Source organism: Burkholderia sp. 567 (assembly GCF_040545115.1).
Lineage (GTDB): Bacteria > Pseudomonadota > Gammaproteobacteria > Burkholderiales > Burkholderiaceae > Burkholderia > Burkholderia ambifaria.
Window position 1 is genome coordinate 82,705 of sequence record NZ_JBEPLG010000016.1, and the last position, 12,906, is coordinate 95,610.

15 protein-coding genes are annotated in these 12,906 nt (G+C 66.7%); 8 read left to right on the plus strand and 7 right to left on the minus strand.

The genetic code is table 11. The features are described 5' to 3' along the window. Positions 1 to 111: 111 nt before the first annotated feature. Complete coding sequence (locus ABIC50_RS32175; RefSeq protein WP_354168792.1) at positions 112 to 801, minus strand: nucleotidyl transferase AbiEii/AbiGii toxin family protein; 690 nt, start codon at positions 799 to 801, stop codon at positions 112 to 114. Beyond that, the gene (locus tag ABIC50_RS32180; protein WP_354168794.1) at positions 798 to 1,277 is read right to left on the minus strand and encodes a helix-turn-helix domain-containing protein; all 480 of its coding nucleotides are present in this window, start codon (positions 1,275 to 1,277) and stop codon (positions 798 to 800) included. Before ABIC50_RS32180 ends, ABIC50_RS32175 begins: the two co-directional genes overlap by 4 nt. 465 nt (positions 1,278 to 1,742) lie before the next feature. Here ABIC50_RS32180 and ABIC50_RS32185 point away from each other — a divergent pair, with 465 nt between their 5' ends. After that, on the plus strand, positions 1,743 to 2,546 hold the full coding sequence (locus ABIC50_RS32185) for an ABC transporter substrate-binding protein (protein WP_105832570.1): 804 nt from the start codon (positions 1,743 to 1,745) through the stop codon (positions 2,544 to 2,546). A 57-nt stretch (positions 2,547 to 2,603) separates the two neighbouring features. Next, positions 2,604 to 3,452 (plus strand): phytanoyl-CoA dioxygenase family protein, encoded by an 849-nt coding sequence (locus ABIC50_RS32190; protein ID WP_354168796.1) that lies wholly within the window; start codon positions 2,604 to 2,606, stop codon positions 3,450 to 3,452. 91 nt (positions 3,453 to 3,543) lie between these two features. Here ABIC50_RS32190 and hutC read toward each other — a convergent pair whose 3' ends face one another. Beyond that, entirely contained in the window at positions 3,544 to 4,281 is a 738-nt protein-coding gene (gene hutC, locus ABIC50_RS32195; RefSeq protein ID WP_011659835.1) for a histidine utilization transcriptional repressor HutC, read from the minus strand. Positions 4,282 to 4,312: 31 nt separating this feature from the next. Then, the gene (locus ABIC50_RS32200) at positions 4,313 to 4,855 is read right to left on the minus strand and encodes a helix-turn-helix domain-containing protein (protein WP_006750216.1); all 543 of its coding nucleotides are present in this window, start codon (positions 4,853 to 4,855) and stop codon (positions 4,313 to 4,315) included. Between the two features lie 134 nt (positions 4,856 to 4,989). Between ABIC50_RS32200 and ABIC50_RS32205 the strand changes: the two genes are divergently transcribed. From ABIC50_RS32205 to ABIC50_RS32215, 3 genes are read left to right on the plus strand one after another with little or no spacing between them, the layout of a single operon-like run. After that, positions 4,990 to 5,772 (plus strand): aldolase, encoded by a 783-nt coding sequence (locus ABIC50_RS32205; protein WP_105832573.1) that lies wholly within the window; start codon positions 4,990 to 4,992, stop codon positions 5,770 to 5,772. Between the two features lie 50 nt (positions 5,773 to 5,822). Next, a complete protein-coding gene (locus ABIC50_RS32210; RefSeq protein WP_354168797.1) occupies positions 5,823 to 6,719 on the plus strand; it encodes a dihydrodipicolinate synthase family protein in 897 nt (298 codons plus the stop codon). Continuing rightward, positions 6,716 to 7,420, plus strand: coding sequence for an MOSC domain-containing protein (locus ABIC50_RS32215; protein WP_354168799.1), 705 nt, complete (start codon positions 6,716 to 6,718; stop codon positions 7,418 to 7,420). The genes ABIC50_RS32210 and ABIC50_RS32215 overlap by 4 nt, the downstream gene beginning before the upstream one ends. A gap of 17 nt (positions 7,421 to 7,437) precedes the next feature. Here the strand turns inward: ABIC50_RS32215 and ABIC50_RS32220 are convergent, their stop codons facing one another. Next, a complete protein-coding gene (locus ABIC50_RS32220) occupies positions 7,438 to 8,202 on the minus strand; it encodes an SDR family oxidoreductase (RefSeq protein WP_354168801.1) in 765 nt (254 codons plus the stop codon). 429 nt (positions 8,203 to 8,631) lie between these two features. Here ABIC50_RS32220 and ABIC50_RS32225 point away from each other — a divergent pair, with 429 nt between their 5' ends. After that, positions 8,632 to 9,342, plus strand: coding sequence for a YceH family protein (locus ABIC50_RS32225; RefSeq protein WP_354168803.1), 711 nt, complete (start codon positions 8,632 to 8,634; stop codon positions 9,340 to 9,342). 84 nt (positions 9,343 to 9,426) lie between these two features. On the opposite strand, the gene ABIC50_RS32230 is transcribed toward ABIC50_RS32225, so the two are convergent. Further along, complete coding sequence (locus ABIC50_RS32230; RefSeq protein WP_354168805.1) at positions 9,427 to 9,849, minus strand: hypothetical protein; 423 nt, start codon at positions 9,847 to 9,849, stop codon at positions 9,427 to 9,429. A 28-nt stretch (positions 9,850 to 9,877) separates the two neighbouring features. Further along, a complete protein-coding gene (locus ABIC50_RS32235; protein ID WP_354168807.1) occupies positions 9,878 to 10,432 on the minus strand; it encodes a hypothetical protein in 555 nt (184 codons plus the stop codon). 262 nt (positions 10,433 to 10,694) lie between these two features. Here ABIC50_RS32235 and ABIC50_RS32240 point away from each other — a divergent pair, with 262 nt between their 5' ends. Continuing rightward, positions 10,695 to 11,825 (plus strand): 3-deoxy-7-phosphoheptulonate synthase, encoded by a 1,131-nt coding sequence (locus ABIC50_RS32240; protein WP_012367089.1) that lies wholly within the window; start codon positions 10,695 to 10,697, stop codon positions 11,823 to 11,825. Positions 11,826 to 12,257: 432 nt separating this feature from the next. Then, positions 12,258 to 12,686, plus strand: coding sequence for a PRC-barrel domain-containing protein (locus tag ABIC50_RS32245; RefSeq protein ID WP_126226242.1), 429 nt, complete (start codon positions 12,258 to 12,260; stop codon positions 12,684 to 12,686). Positions 12,687 to 12,906 lie beyond the last annotated feature (220 nt).

A 12,906-nucleotide genomic window follows, 5' to 3' on the forward strand; every position in this document is an offset into this window, starting at 1 on the left:
ACTTTTCTGGATTCGAGCATTTCATTTCCAAATGCGTGCGAGGACTTTTAGCATGGCCGGAGAGCGTGGGCAATCGTGGGTTCGCCGGACATGGGGCTGCTGGAGGCAGGGTCAGCGCGGGGGCGATTTGCGGGCGGTACTGGTGGCGGGAAGCTGTCGGAGGAACTCGCTGGCCAGATTCACGCAGTAGTCGAACGACGGCGTATAGCCGAGTGTCCGGATATCGTCGAAACGCGACTGCACGAATGCACGGCGCTCGTCGAGCAGACTCAGGAAGGTATCGCGATGACGAACGAGAAATGCGCTTGCCTCCATCAAGCTCTCCGGTTCCCGCTCGATGACCAGACAGAGATCGAACAGGTCCCGCGCGGTGGGCCGATCTCCGCGATGCCACATTTTCTTGGCCACGATTTCCGCTGAAGTCTCGACCTTGACGACGTGGTCCATCAGCGTCCATTCGTCATAACCGGGGGACATCAGGTTTCGGGAGACCACGAAGTCGATCTCGCCGTCGGGCAACAGCAGTTTCACGAAGCCGGCGTGTTCCTCGTATTCGCTCGTGATGTCGGATGCGGCGTCGCTGATGCGCGGGTTCACGTACCCGAGATACTGCGGGTCGGGTACGAAGATGTCGATGTCCTTGCTGACACGATGTCCGTGACGCAGCATGAGGACGGTGCCGCCGCCGAAGGTCCAGAACGGACGGGACGTGCCGTGCTTCCGTATCTCGTCGATGAGCGTCAGCGCGTGACGGAAAAGGCCTTGCCACGGGCCGTCGGGCAAAGCGGCTGGTGCAATCATGCCCATACCTCCCGGTACAGACGAAGATCCTTCGACCATGCGGCAAGGTTCTTCCAGATGGCGCGAAGCGGCGTGCCGGAGCGTGCGGCAGCTTCTTCGGCGGCCTTCACCACCACCGGCAACGGCACCTCGTCGAGGATCACGGAGATCTGCGATTCGTATCCCGCGGGAATCTGGCCCGTGGTCAACGCGTCGGCCAGCAGTCGCTCGGTCAATTCGCCTCTATAGCTGACGTTTGAGCTCACAACCGCCTTGTAGAGACCGCTTTGGGCCGGTCTCGGCTGTGCCTGGAGTTCGATGCCGAGCACGCCGAGCAGCGGGATCAGCTTGTTCACGCCAAGATCCTTGATCTTGCCGGTTTCAAGCTGGTTCACCGTGAGGCGAGACAATCCGGCAAGTTTCGCAAGCTGGGCCTGTGTGAGGTCGAGTTCGGCCCTCCGTTTTGCAACGGCCTGACCGATTTCATAGAGTTGCATGTTGACCCTCCGGACGCAGGTTCATTACGCGCATGGATGTAAGGTATATCTTACATCTCGACGACGCTCGCCACCACTTATGGTTGGTTTTGCGGTATAGGATGCACGGGCGGCACGGGTAAAAAAGTCTCGATAGACCACGCTGTATAGACATTCGCCTCCGGCACGTATCCGCGAAAACTCGTTCTGTGGCAACCAAACATCACGCCGGGTAAACACTCGAAAATCCGGGAAAATCGCGCCAATTCTGGCCGCTCAATCCAGCCCTTCGTCCCCATCTCACCCTTCAGCCGCCTCTAACTCGCTCCCCCGCTTGCGCTCAAAAATTGAGCGGTCTAGACTGCATCGCAGTTTCATCGAAGGAAGTCCCAGTCTTTCGCGTACCGCGCCGGCCCCTCCCGGCAACGACGCTCCCCAACGGACGCCCGGCGCTTGCCCGCCACGTCGAGACCACAAGGACACACCATGAACCGCACTGCAAAGCTCGTCGTTTCCGCGCTGGCGTTCGCGCCGCTCGTCTCGTTCGCGCAGGACACGGCAACGATCCGCTGGGGCATCGATCCCACCTATCCGCCGTTCGAGGCGAAGCAGCCCGACGGCTCGCTCGCCGGTTTCGACATCGACCTGCGCGATGCGATCTGCGAGCAGCTGCGCGCGAAGTGCGTGTGGGTCGAGCAGGGCTTCGACGGGATGATTCCGGCGCTGCGCGCGCGCAAGTTCGACGTGATCATGTCCGCGATGACGGCCACCGACGAGCGGCTCAAGCAGATCGACTTCTCGAACAAGCTCTACGCGTCGCCGGGCGCGCTCGTCGCGCCGGCCGGCTCGAAGCTGCTGCCGACCGCGGCGTCGCTCGCCGGTAAGCGCGTCGGGATCGACCAGGGCACCACGCAGGAGGCGTACGCGAAGGCCGAATGGGCGACCAAGGGCGTGACGATCGTGTCGTACCAAAATCAGGACCAGGTGTATCAGGATCTGGTGAATGGCCGTCTCGACGCGACCTTCCAGGACAAGACGCAGGCCGGCTATTCGTTCCTGAAGACGCCGCGCGGCAAGGGCTACGCGTTCGCGGGCCCCGACGTGACCGACGTGCGCATCACCGGCTACGGCGTCGCGATGGGCGTGCGCAAGGGCGACGCCGACATGAAGAAGCGGCTGAACGACGCGATCGCCGCGATCCGCGCGAACGGCACGTACCAGAAGATCGCCGCGAAATACTTCGACTTCGACATCTACGGCGCGAAGCAGCAGTTGACCGCCGCGCCGTGACCGCATGCGCGCCATGCCCCCCATGATCCCGTGCTTCATTCAATCGACAGGCAAGCCATGACGAGTATCCAGGACCGCGTCGTAAAAGCCGTGACGCCCGAACTGATCGCCGCCTTCCGCGACGAAGGCGCGGTATGCATCAAGGGCATCTTCTCGCCCGACGAAGTGGCCGCGCTGCGCGCCGGCATCGACGCGAACCTCGCGCAGCCGAGCGAGCGTGCGAAGGTCGCGAGCCGACCCGACGATCCGGGCTGGTTCTTCGAGGACTTCTGCAACTGGCAGCACAACGATGCATACCGCGACTTCATCGTGCGATCGCCCGCGCCGTCGGTGGCCGCCGCGCTGATGGGCACGGAGACTGTTCGCCTGCATCACGACCATCTGCTCGTGAAGGAGCCCGGCACGCGGCAGCGCACGCCGTGGCACCAGGATCAGCCGTACTACAACATCGAAGGCGACGACAACGTCAGCATGTGGATTCCGGTCGACCCGGTGCCGCTGGAATCGACGCTGGAATTCGTCGCGGGTTCGCATCAGGGGCCGTGGCTGATGCCGCGCACGTTCATGGACAAGGAGGCGAAGTGGTTCCCCGAAGGCAGCCTCGCCGACCTGCCCGACATCGAGGCCGACCGCTCGGCATTCCCGATTCGCCACTGGGCGCTCGAGCCCGGCGACATGGTGTGCTTCCGGATGCTGACGCTGCATGCGTCGGGCGGTACGCAGAACCGCCGGCGCGCGTTCTCGATCCGCTTCGTCGGCGACGACATCCGTCACGCGCCGCGCCGCTGGAAGACGTCGCCCGATTTCCCCGGGCTGGCCGACGAACTGCCGGACGGCGCGCCGCTCGAGCATCCGCTGTTTCCGGTCGTGTGGACGCGCGGCGCGGGGCAGGTCGGAGCAATCTGAGCGGCGAATATCGAGCGCCGTCACGCGCGCGGCGGCCGTTTCGCGATGAAGCGGTCGCCGCGTGTGGTCGTTTTCGGGTGCCGAAGCCGATTCAGGTCTGGTGCCGTCCGGCGCCCGGCTTGAAGCGCGAGCCGAGCCGGTAGCGGTTGCCCGGATGCAGGAAGTGCACGAACGTGACGGGCAGCCCGTTCGTCCAGGTGCGGCGCGTGAGGGTGAGACACGGCTCGTCGGCGCGCATGTCGAGCAGCCGCGCCTGTTCGCTCGTCGGCAGCGCCGCGTCGACGACGTGCTCGATCTCCAGTTCGTAGTGCGACACGTTGTTGAACAGGTATTCGGACGGCGGCTCGGCCTGGAAATCTTGATCGATGAATTCGGGCGCGGCGGCCGGATTCACGTAGCGATCCTCGAGCTGGATCGGGCGGCCGTTTTCCTCGTGCACGCACACCACGTGAAAGACCGGCGTGTTGACCGCCAGCCCGAACGCGGCCGCGACGTCGAACGACGCGGGCTCGCGCGACTGGCTGAGCACGCGGCAGCGATATTCGTGTCCGCGCGCGCGGATCTCGTCGCGGATGTGCGCGATCATCAGCAGGTTCGACTGCGGCTTCACTTCGGCGACGAAAGTGCCGACGCCCGCGATGCGCTTGAGCACGCCTTCCTCGGTCAGCTCGCGCAGCGCGCGGTTGACCGTCATGCGCGCGACGCCGAATTGCGCGGCGAGATCGAGTTCGGACGGAATGCGGTCGCCCGGGCGCCACTCGCTCGCGTCGACTTTCTGGCGAACGAGCGTCTTGATCTGCTGGAACGGTGCGGTGGCCTTCGTGACCATCGGAAGATCCTTGCGCGAAGAAGTGACGAGGCTAGTCGTCGTGACTGACGATGACCAGGATCTCCGCCTGCGCGGCGCCGAGGCTGCGCGTGCGGTGCGGGATGAGTGCGTTGAAATAGACTGAATCGCCGGTCTTGAGTTGCACCGTCTCGTTCGGGAATTCGATTTCGACGCGCCCCTTGTGCACGAACAGGAATTCCTCGCCCTCGTGCTCGCGGAACGTCGACGCGACGAATTCGTGCGGCGGATGCACGACGAACGGCAGCATCTTCTTCGGCGCGACGCCGGCCGCGATGCTTTCGAAGCGGTGCGCGTGGCTGTCGGCCGCCGCGCCCATCGCCGTGCGCTCGCCGGCGCGCGTGACCGTGATCAGCTCGCGGTTGTGGCTTTCCGAGAACAGTTGCTCGACGTCGATGTTCAGCGCCTTCGACAGCTTCAGCGCGACCGCGATCGACGGCACGCTCAGGCCGCGCTCGACTTTCGACAGGTAGCTCTTGGTCAGGCCGGTCTCGTCGGCCAGCACATCGAGCGTCCAGCCCTTCTGTTTTCTGAGCAGCTTCAGGCGAATCGTCATGGGGCGCCAAGTGTCCTTCGAAAAATCGATTGTAACGCATGACACAAAGTGTCCTGTGGTGTATCGTGTGTCTTGCGTGTCCACGGACACGGCCGCGGACGGCGCGGCAGATCCGATCCATTCAGGAGGTGAACATGGCGGAAACGCTGAATTTGACGAAGGAGGCGCTGGTCGCGCTGGCGGAGCGGCGTCTCGAGAACGAGGTGGGCGACAGCGGCTGGTCCGCGCGGCAAAAGCTCGCGCTCACGTGCCGGATCCTGTTCGACGCCGGTCACGATTCGGGCCTGGCCGGGCAGATCACCTGTCGCGCGGGCGACGCCGGCACGTACTACACGCAGCGGCTGGGGCTTGGCTTCGACGAGATCTCGGCCGCGAACCTGCTGCGCGTGAACGAGGATCTCGACGTCGTCGACGGCGAAGGCATTCCGAACCCGGCCAACCGGTTCCATACGTGGATCTATCGCGAGCGCCCGGACGTGAACTGCATCATCCATACGCACCCGGCGCATGTCGCGGCGCTGTCGATGCTCGAGCAGCCGCTCGTCGTGTCGCACATGGACACCTGCCCGCTGTACGACGATTGCGCATTCCTGAAGGACTGGCCCGGCGTGCCGGTCGGCAACGAGGAAGGCGAGATCATTTCGAAGGCGCTCGGCGATAAGCGCGCCATCCTGCTGTCGCATCACGGCCAGCTCGTGGTGGGCAGGACGATCGAGGAAGCCTGCATCCTCGCGCTGCTGATCGAGCGGGCCGCGAAGCTGCAACTGCTGGCGATGTCGGCCGGCGAGATCAAGCCGGTGCCGCCGGCGCTCGCGCGGGAAGCGCACGACTGGATTTCGAAGCCGAAGCGCGATGCGGTGACGTTCGACTACTACGCGCGTCGCGCATTGCGCACGCATCCGGACTGTATTGCATGAACACGCGCATTGCGTTCGTCGCGTCCATCCATCACTGAGGAATCCATATCGTGTCCATCCTGCTGCAAGGCATCATCGCCTATCCGGTTACGCCGTTCTCTGCCGACGGCGCCATCGACCTGCCGGCGCTCGATGCGCTGATCGAGCGCCTGATCGCCGATGGCGTCCACGCGATCGCGCCGCTGGGCAGTACCGGCGAGAGCGCGTACCTGTCCGACGCCGAATGGGAGGCGGTCGCCACCGCGTCGATTCGCGCGGTGCGCCGGCGCGTGCCGACCGTCGTCGGCATCTCCGATCTCACGACGGCCGGTGCGGTACGCCGCGCGCGCATCGCCGAACAGGCCGGCGCCGATGCCGTGATGGTGCTGCCCGTGTCGTACTGGAAGCTCGGCAACGACGAGATCGTCGCGCATTACCGCGCGATCGGCGACGCCATCGGCATCCCGATCATGCTGTACAACAACCCCGCGACGAGCGGCGTCGACATGTCGCCCGACCTGATCGCGACGATCTGCAGGACCGTCGGCAACGTGACGATGGTCAAGGAGAGCACCGGCGACATCGGGCGGATGCACCGGCTCGCGCAGTTGAGCGACGGGACGATCCCGTTCTACAACGGCAGCAATCCGATGGCGCTTGCCGCGCTGGCCGCGGGCGCGGCCGGATGGTGCACGGCCGCGCCGAACCTGAACGCCGCGTTGCCGATTGCGCTGGTCGACGCGATGCGCGCGGGCGACCTGGCGCGCGCCAGGACGGTTTTTCACGCGCAGTTGCCGCTGCTGCGGTTCATCGTCGACGGGGGCCTGCCGGTGACCGTGAAGGCCGGGTTGCGGCTGCGCGGCTTCGACGCGGGCGAGCCGAGGCGGCCGTTGCTGCCGCTCGGCGACGTGCGCACGCGCGAGCTCGAACGGCTGCTCGCGGCACTCCCGGACGGTGTGCCGGCATGAGCGGCGACGCGCGGCCGGCGATCGCGGTCGCCATCGCCACGGTGCTGGTCGGCACGAGCCGGCCGCTGGCCGGCACGCCGCACCTGAGTGCGATCGACAAGCAGCCGGTCGACGCGCGTCTGTGGCTCGGCACGCTCGGCTTCACGGGCGACGGGCAGGCCGACGTGCGGCATCACGGCGGGCCCGACAAGGCGGTCCATCACTATGCGTACGATCACTATCCGTGGTGGTCCGAGCAGATCGGGGCGCGTGACGTGCTCGGGCGGCCGGGCGCTTTTGGCGAGAACCTGTCGACGCACGGCGTGACCGAGCACGACGTGTGTCTCGGCGACGTGTTCACCCTGGGCGGCGCCGTGCTGCAGGTGTCGCAGTCGCGGCAGCCGTGCTGGAAGCTCAATGCGCGTTTCGACCATCCGCGCATGGCGGCGCTCGTGCAGCAAAGCGGCCGGACCGGCTGGTACTACCGTGTGCTGCACGAAGGTTGGGTGGCGCCGGGCGATATGCTGGCGCTGCACGAGCGCCGGTATCCGCAATGGCCGCTGTCGACGGTGCTCGATGTGCTGTACCGGCGCACGCTCGACATGGCCGCGCTCGATGCGCTGTGCGGCGTTCCGGTGTTGCCCCCCGGCTGGCGCAAGATGCTCGACAAGCGCCGGACGGAGCGGCAGGTGGAAGACTGGACGAAGCGGCTCGAAGGCTGACGCGCCGCGTGTGTGGTTTAGCCGGCCGGCAGGCTTCGCACGTCGGCCGTCGGCTCGGCGCCGAACGCGTCGCTCAGCGCATGGCCGATCAGGTGCCGCGCGGCGGCCTCGGGCGTCGACAGCGCGCCGCTCGCCTTCAACTCATCGAATTTCTCGCGCATCGGGAAATTCTCTTCGCTGGTCGAGCGGATCGTCGCCTGCATCCCCGTATCGACGACGCCCGGCGCGACGCTGCAGATCCGCAGCGCGCGGTTCGCGTCGAGCGCGACGGCGCGTGCGTGATGATCGAGCGCGGCCTTGGTCGCGCAATAGACGCTCCAGCCTGCATATGCGTTGCGCGCGGCGCCGCTCGACACGTGCAGGATCCGGCATTCGGTCGGCGCCGATACCGCCTGCACGAGCGCGGCCGACAGCATCAGCGGCGCCGCGACATTCAGTCCGACCGCGCGGGCGACGAGCGCCGGGTCCTGCGCGTCGAGCGGCCCGATCGGATCGACGATGCCTGCGTTGTTGAAGAGCAGCACGATCGACGCGCCGTCGACGAAGCTGCGCAGCGTGTCGCCGGCCAGCCACGTCGCGACGGCCGACGTATCCGACAGGTCGAGTTCGATTTCGGCGAACCGGTCGCCGGCCTGCGCGGCGAGCGACGGATGACGGCTGCGCGACACGCCGAGCACGGCGATGCCTTCCTGCAGCAGCTGTTCCGCGAGCGACGCGCCGAGGCCGCGCGTGTGTCCGGTGACGATGGCGCGCACGTTCGGCGCTGAAGAGGATGCGGTCATGGTGGGGAACGAGTCGAGTGAACGGTTGAACCGTGTTGACGAGTGGCGAGTGACGCGCATGCGCGGCAACCCGGCGTGCGGGACGGGCGATGCACGGTGCCGGCGTGGCGTTCGAAGGCGGCCGCGTGCGGCGCCGCCTCTCCGGCTGAACGCGTATCGTAGCGCCGGCGTGCATGACGCGCAAACGCGCGGCGACGCCCGCCGCGGCCACGCAGCGTGAATGCGCGGCGCCGAATGCACGCATCGTCGCGCGCCGCCGCTGCCGCCCGCTCGATACGTTGGACGAAAGCCGTCTGCGGCAAGTGCGCGCGGCGCGGCCGCAAGTGGCGCCGGGCCCCACGTCGCGAGCTATCATATGGCTCGCCCGTTCGCGACGCCGGACGGGGCCGCGACGTTTCCCTTCACCTGCTGCACGCTGCGACGCCATCCATGAACACCACGCCGGATATGCCCACGCCACGCGCCTTGCGCGAACTCACGCCTCTCGAGGCCCGCATTCTCGGGGTGCTCGTCGAGAAGCAGCACACGGTGCCGGACACCTATCCGCTGTCGCTGAATGCGCTGACCGCAGGCTGCAACCAGAAAACCGCACGCTCGCCGGTGATGAACGTCAGCGAGGACGAGGTCACGACCGCGCTCGACAGCCTGAAGCACCTGAGCCTCGTGATGGAGGGCAGCAGCAGCCGCGTGCCGCGTTTCGAGCACAACATGAATCGCGTGCTCGGCATCCCGAGCCAGGCGATCGCGCTGCTCACGATCCTGCTGCTGCGCGGCCCGCAGACGGCCGCCGAACTGCGCCTGAACAGCGCGCGCCTGCACGGCTTCGCGGACATCTCGTCGGTCGAGGCGTTCCTCGACGAACTCGCCGCGCGTGCGCAGCCGCTCGTGATCCGGCTGCCGCGTGCGGCCGGTGCGCGCGAGAACCGCTGGATGCACCTGATGTGCGGCGAGGTGAACGTCGCCGACTTCGTCGGTGCGGACGCCGGTGGCGGCACGGATTCCGTTCCGCCGTCCGAGTTCGAGGCGCTGAAGGCCGAGCAGAAGCGGCTTGCGGATGAAGTGGCGCGGCTGAACGCGCTCGTTCAGCGGATGGCGACCGAACTCGGGATCGACGTCGACGCGCCGGGCGACGCGGGCTGACGGGCTGCTTGAATCAACCCGGCGCCGGCGCGCAAGCGGGCGCGCCGGTTGACGGCCGAGCGTCGCGACACCGCCCGATCCGGATCACCAGCGGCACCCCGTCTTCGCGGACGCATCGACGTCCTGCGCCCACATGAAATCCGTCTTCTTGCCGGTACGCGCATGGGTGTACGTCATCGAATAGACGATCGCACCCTGGCTCATCATTTCGTATTCGCCGTTGATCTTGCCGTCGACCATTTCCCACCAGGTGGTCGTGTACTGGTACGGGCGGCCTTCCGCGAGTTCCTCGTGCTCCTCGTGCTTGAACAGCAGCGGGATGACCGACTTCGATTTCGCATACCGGACGACGCCGCCTTGCCACTTGGCCACGTCGTCGTAATACGTGCGCAGCTCGAATCGCACGGGTTTGTCGCCGGTCGTCCTGAAGCACAGCACTTCCGTGCTGACCTCGGCCGACGCGGGCAATGCGATGCACAGTAGCAACGCGGCGAATGCTTTTTTCATGTTGGCAGGTGAGTGAGGGTGAGGCGATTCAACCGATGCTGATCCGCGTGGCGCCAGCGTCGACGAGCCGGAACAGCAGGTCCTCGACGGCCGCGCCCGGCGCCGAACCGAGATCCGCGTTGACCTGCCATCCGTGCTCCGTGCGCGCCGGCTCCGACAGATAGTGAACGACGCCGTGCAGGCCGTCCTCGGCCGGCGCGCGTGCGTCGTCGGTGTCAAACCACGCGAAGAACCATGCCTTGAACGCGTCGGTGGCCGCGGCTTCGTCGAAACCGTCGGCTTCGACTGTCACCCAGTCCCACACGAATGGCTGGATCGACACGGCCGCCGTGTCGAGTTCGAACGCGAACGGTTCGAAATCCAGTTGCGCATTCGAGTCGACCGTCGCCGACTGGCCGGCCGATTCGCCTGCGGTGTGAACGAGATCGGCGCGGCACGGCAGCGCGAGCGGGCCTTCGGTGGCGAGCGTGCCGTCGGCTTTCCGGTAGGCCGGTTCGACGACGGCCACCGGTTGCGCCACCGCTTGCGCGAGCAGGTCGGCGTAGGGCTGGCGGATGGCGCTGAGCAGTTCGGATACGGTCATCTTGGCGGGTCGGGTCAGGTTGCGAACGATCAATCACGGACGGATGGTGCGTCGTGCCGCCGGCGTCGAACGAGGGCACGCATCGGCAGGGGACAGCCACGATCGTACGGTACTTCGATGGCATGCGACCACTCGGCCGAACGGCCGGCTCGCGTCGCCTTGCGCACGCTCGTGCGGAAGTTCTGCGCGAGCGGCGTGCCGTCCTGCGCGAGTGCCATAATCGAGGCTGCCAATCATTCCAGACGTCCCCCGGAGAATTCTCATGCAGAACCTCGACAATCCTTCCCACGATCGCGAGGTAGGCAGCGCCGACGCGACGCAGGACACCACGCGCATCGACGACGTCCGCATCGGCGCCGTGCGTCCGCTGATTTCCCCCGCGCTGCTGCAGGACGAACTGCCGGTGCCCGCCGCCACGCAGACGCTCGTCGAGGACACGCGCCGCGCGATCGGCGACATCCTGCATGGCCGCGACGACCGGCTGCTGCTCGTCGTCGGCCCGTGCTCGATCCACGACCACGACCAGGCGCTCGACTACGCACGTCGCCTGAAGGCCGCCGCCGATGCGCTGAAGGACGACCTGCTGATCACGATGCGCGTGTACTTCGAGAAGCCGCGCACGACGGTCGGCTGGAAGGGGTACATCAACGATCCGCGCCTGGACGGTAGTTTCCGCATCAACGAAGGGCTGCGCGCCGCGCGGCAGCTGCTGCTCGACATCAACGCGCTGGGCCTGCCGGCGTCGACCGAATTCCTCGATTTGCTGAGCCCGCAATACATTGCCGACCTGATCGCGTGGGGCGCGATCGGCGCGCGCACGACCGAGAGCCAGAGCCATCGCCAGCTCGCGTCGGGGCTGAGCTGCCCGATCGGCTTCAAGAACGGCACCGACGGCGGCGTGCAGGTGGCGTCGGACGCGATCGTCGCCGCGCGCGCGAGCCATGCGTTCATGGGGATGACGAAGATGGGGATGGCCGCGATCTTCGAGACGCGCGGCAACGACGATGCGCACGTGATCCTGCGCGGCGGCAAGAACGGGCCGAACTACGACGCCGAGCACGTCGAGGCGAGCTGCGCGGTGCTGCGCAAGAGCGGGTTGCGCGAGCAGGTGATGGTCGATTGCTCGCATGCGAACTCGAACAAGTCGCATGAGCGGCAGATCGACGTCGCGCAGGATCTCGCGCGACAGTTGGGGCAGGGCGAGCACCGGATCGTCGGCGTGATGGTGGAGAGCCATCTCGAGGCCGGGCGTCAGGACCTGAAGCCGGGCGTGCCGTTGCAGTACGGCGTGTCGATCACCGATGCGTGCCTCAGCTGGTCGCAGACCGAGCCGGTGCTCGACGTGCTGGCCGAGGCGGTGCGGCACCGCCGGGTGTATTCGCGCAACGCGTGACGCGGCGTGGCAGCGGGGCAGGGTGGCGGGGTGGCCCCCGCCGCGTGGTTCGATGCACCGGTGAAGATCTGTTGACTGTTTGCCATGTTCTCCTGATCGACAGGCCGCGGCGTCGCTGTTTCCGCGCCGCGCGCACCACCTATCTGCACGGTCATTGATCTGGCTCCGGCTCAGTCTGCCTGCCGCGTTGCACGCTGGACGCACGATCCGGCGAATGTCGCTACCATGAACGCCGTGCTGCACGCCGCGGCCCGGCCATGCCGGTCCGTCATGCACACACGCAGTGGCGGCGCGGCCGACCGCCACGCGACCGACGAAGCGCGGGGCGGCCATCCGCGGGGCGGCCATCCGCGGGGTGCTCACCGATCAGCCGTTGCGCCCGCGTCGCTTCGCTCCCGGAATCAACAACAACCGAACCGGAGTGCAAACTACATGAAGTTCTACAAGACCCTCATCGCAGCAACCGTCCTCGCATCGAGCGTCAGCGCGCACGCGCAGATCGCCGGCGCGCAGCCGCTCAGCGTGACCGTCGAACAATCGCAGGCGCTGCTCGAAGGCTGGAGCGTGAAGAAGAGCGTGCTGGGCAAAGTCGTGTACAACGACGCGAACCAGAAAGTCGGCACGGTGCGCGACCTGATCGTCGCGCCGGACGGCTCGGTGTCGGCGGCGATCGTGTCGGCCGGCGGCTTCCTCGGCGTGGCCGCGCATGACGTCGCGGTGCCGATCGCGTCGCTCGACGTGCGCAACGGCAACATCTACCTGCCGGGCGCGACGAAGGATGCGCTGAAGGCCACGCCGGCGTTCCAGTACGCGAAGGTGCCGTCGGCGCCGAAGCCCAAGAAGGTCGACGACAAGCATTGATCGACAAGCATTGATGCATGCGGCCCGGCCCGGCACGCGATGTGCCGGGCCGGCCGATTGTCGCGCCACGCCGCGCCGCGCGGCGATCCAGCACCGCCGCGCACCCTCATCCCCCTCTGCCTACGTAATTCTACGTAGCCCCGCATACGTAGTTGTGCGCTTGTAAGCCGCCCCCATCGCGCGGAATACTACGGCCCACTGCCACGGCTTTCTCGAGACG

Excerpts from the sequence above, each read along its gene's own strand:
- ABIC50_RS32240 (WP_012367089.1), top strand. The coding sequence starts at position 10,695 with ATGCAGAACCTCGACAATCCTTCCCACGATCGCGAGGTAGGCAGCGCC.
- ABIC50_RS32235 (WP_354168807.1), bottom strand. The coding sequence starts at position 10,432 with ATGACCGTATCCGAACTGCTCAGCGCCATCCGCCAGCCCTACGCCGAC.
- ABIC50_RS32190 (WP_354168796.1), top strand. The coding sequence starts at position 2,604 with ATGACGAGTATCCAGGACCGCGTCGTAAAAGCCGTGACGCCCGAACTG.
- ABIC50_RS32200 (WP_006750216.1), bottom strand. The coding sequence starts at position 4,855 with ATGACGATTCGCCTGAAGCTGCTCAGAAAACAGAAGGGCTGGACGCTC.
- hutC (WP_011659835.1), bottom strand. The coding sequence starts at position 4,281 with ATGGTCACGAAGGCCACCGCACCGTTCCAGCAGATCAAGACGCTCGTT.
- ABIC50_RS32175 (WP_354168792.1), bottom strand. The coding sequence starts at position 801 with ATGATTGCACCAGCCGCTTTGCCCGACGGCCCGTGGCAAGGCCTTTTC.
- ABIC50_RS32225 (WP_354168803.1), top strand. The coding sequence starts at position 8,632 with ATGAACACCACGCCGGATATGCCCACGCCACGCGCCTTGCGCGAACTC.
- ABIC50_RS32220 (WP_354168801.1), bottom strand. The coding sequence starts at position 8,202 with ATGACCGCATCCTCTTCAGCGCCGAACGTGCGCGCCATCGTCACCGGA.
- ABIC50_RS32185 (WP_105832570.1), top strand. The coding sequence starts at position 1,743 with ATGAACCGCACTGCAAAGCTCGTCGTTTCCGCGCTGGCGTTCGCGCCG.
- ABIC50_RS32245 (WP_126226242.1), top strand. The coding sequence starts at position 12,258 with ATGAAGTTCTACAAGACCCTCATCGCAGCAACCGTCCTCGCATCGAGC.
- ABIC50_RS32230 (WP_354168805.1), bottom strand. The coding sequence starts at position 9,849 with ATGAAAAAAGCATTCGCCGCGTTGCTACTGTGCATCGCATTGCCCGCG.
- ABIC50_RS32180 (WP_354168794.1), bottom strand. The coding sequence starts at position 1,277 with ATGCAACTCTATGAAATCGGTCAGGCCGTTGCAAAACGGAGGGCCGAA.
- ABIC50_RS32205 (WP_105832573.1), top strand. The coding sequence starts at position 4,990 with ATGGCGGAAACGCTGAATTTGACGAAGGAGGCGCTGGTCGCGCTGGCG.
- ABIC50_RS32215 (WP_354168799.1), top strand. The coding sequence starts at position 6,716 with ATGAGCGGCGACGCGCGGCCGGCGATCGCGGTCGCCATCGCCACGGTG.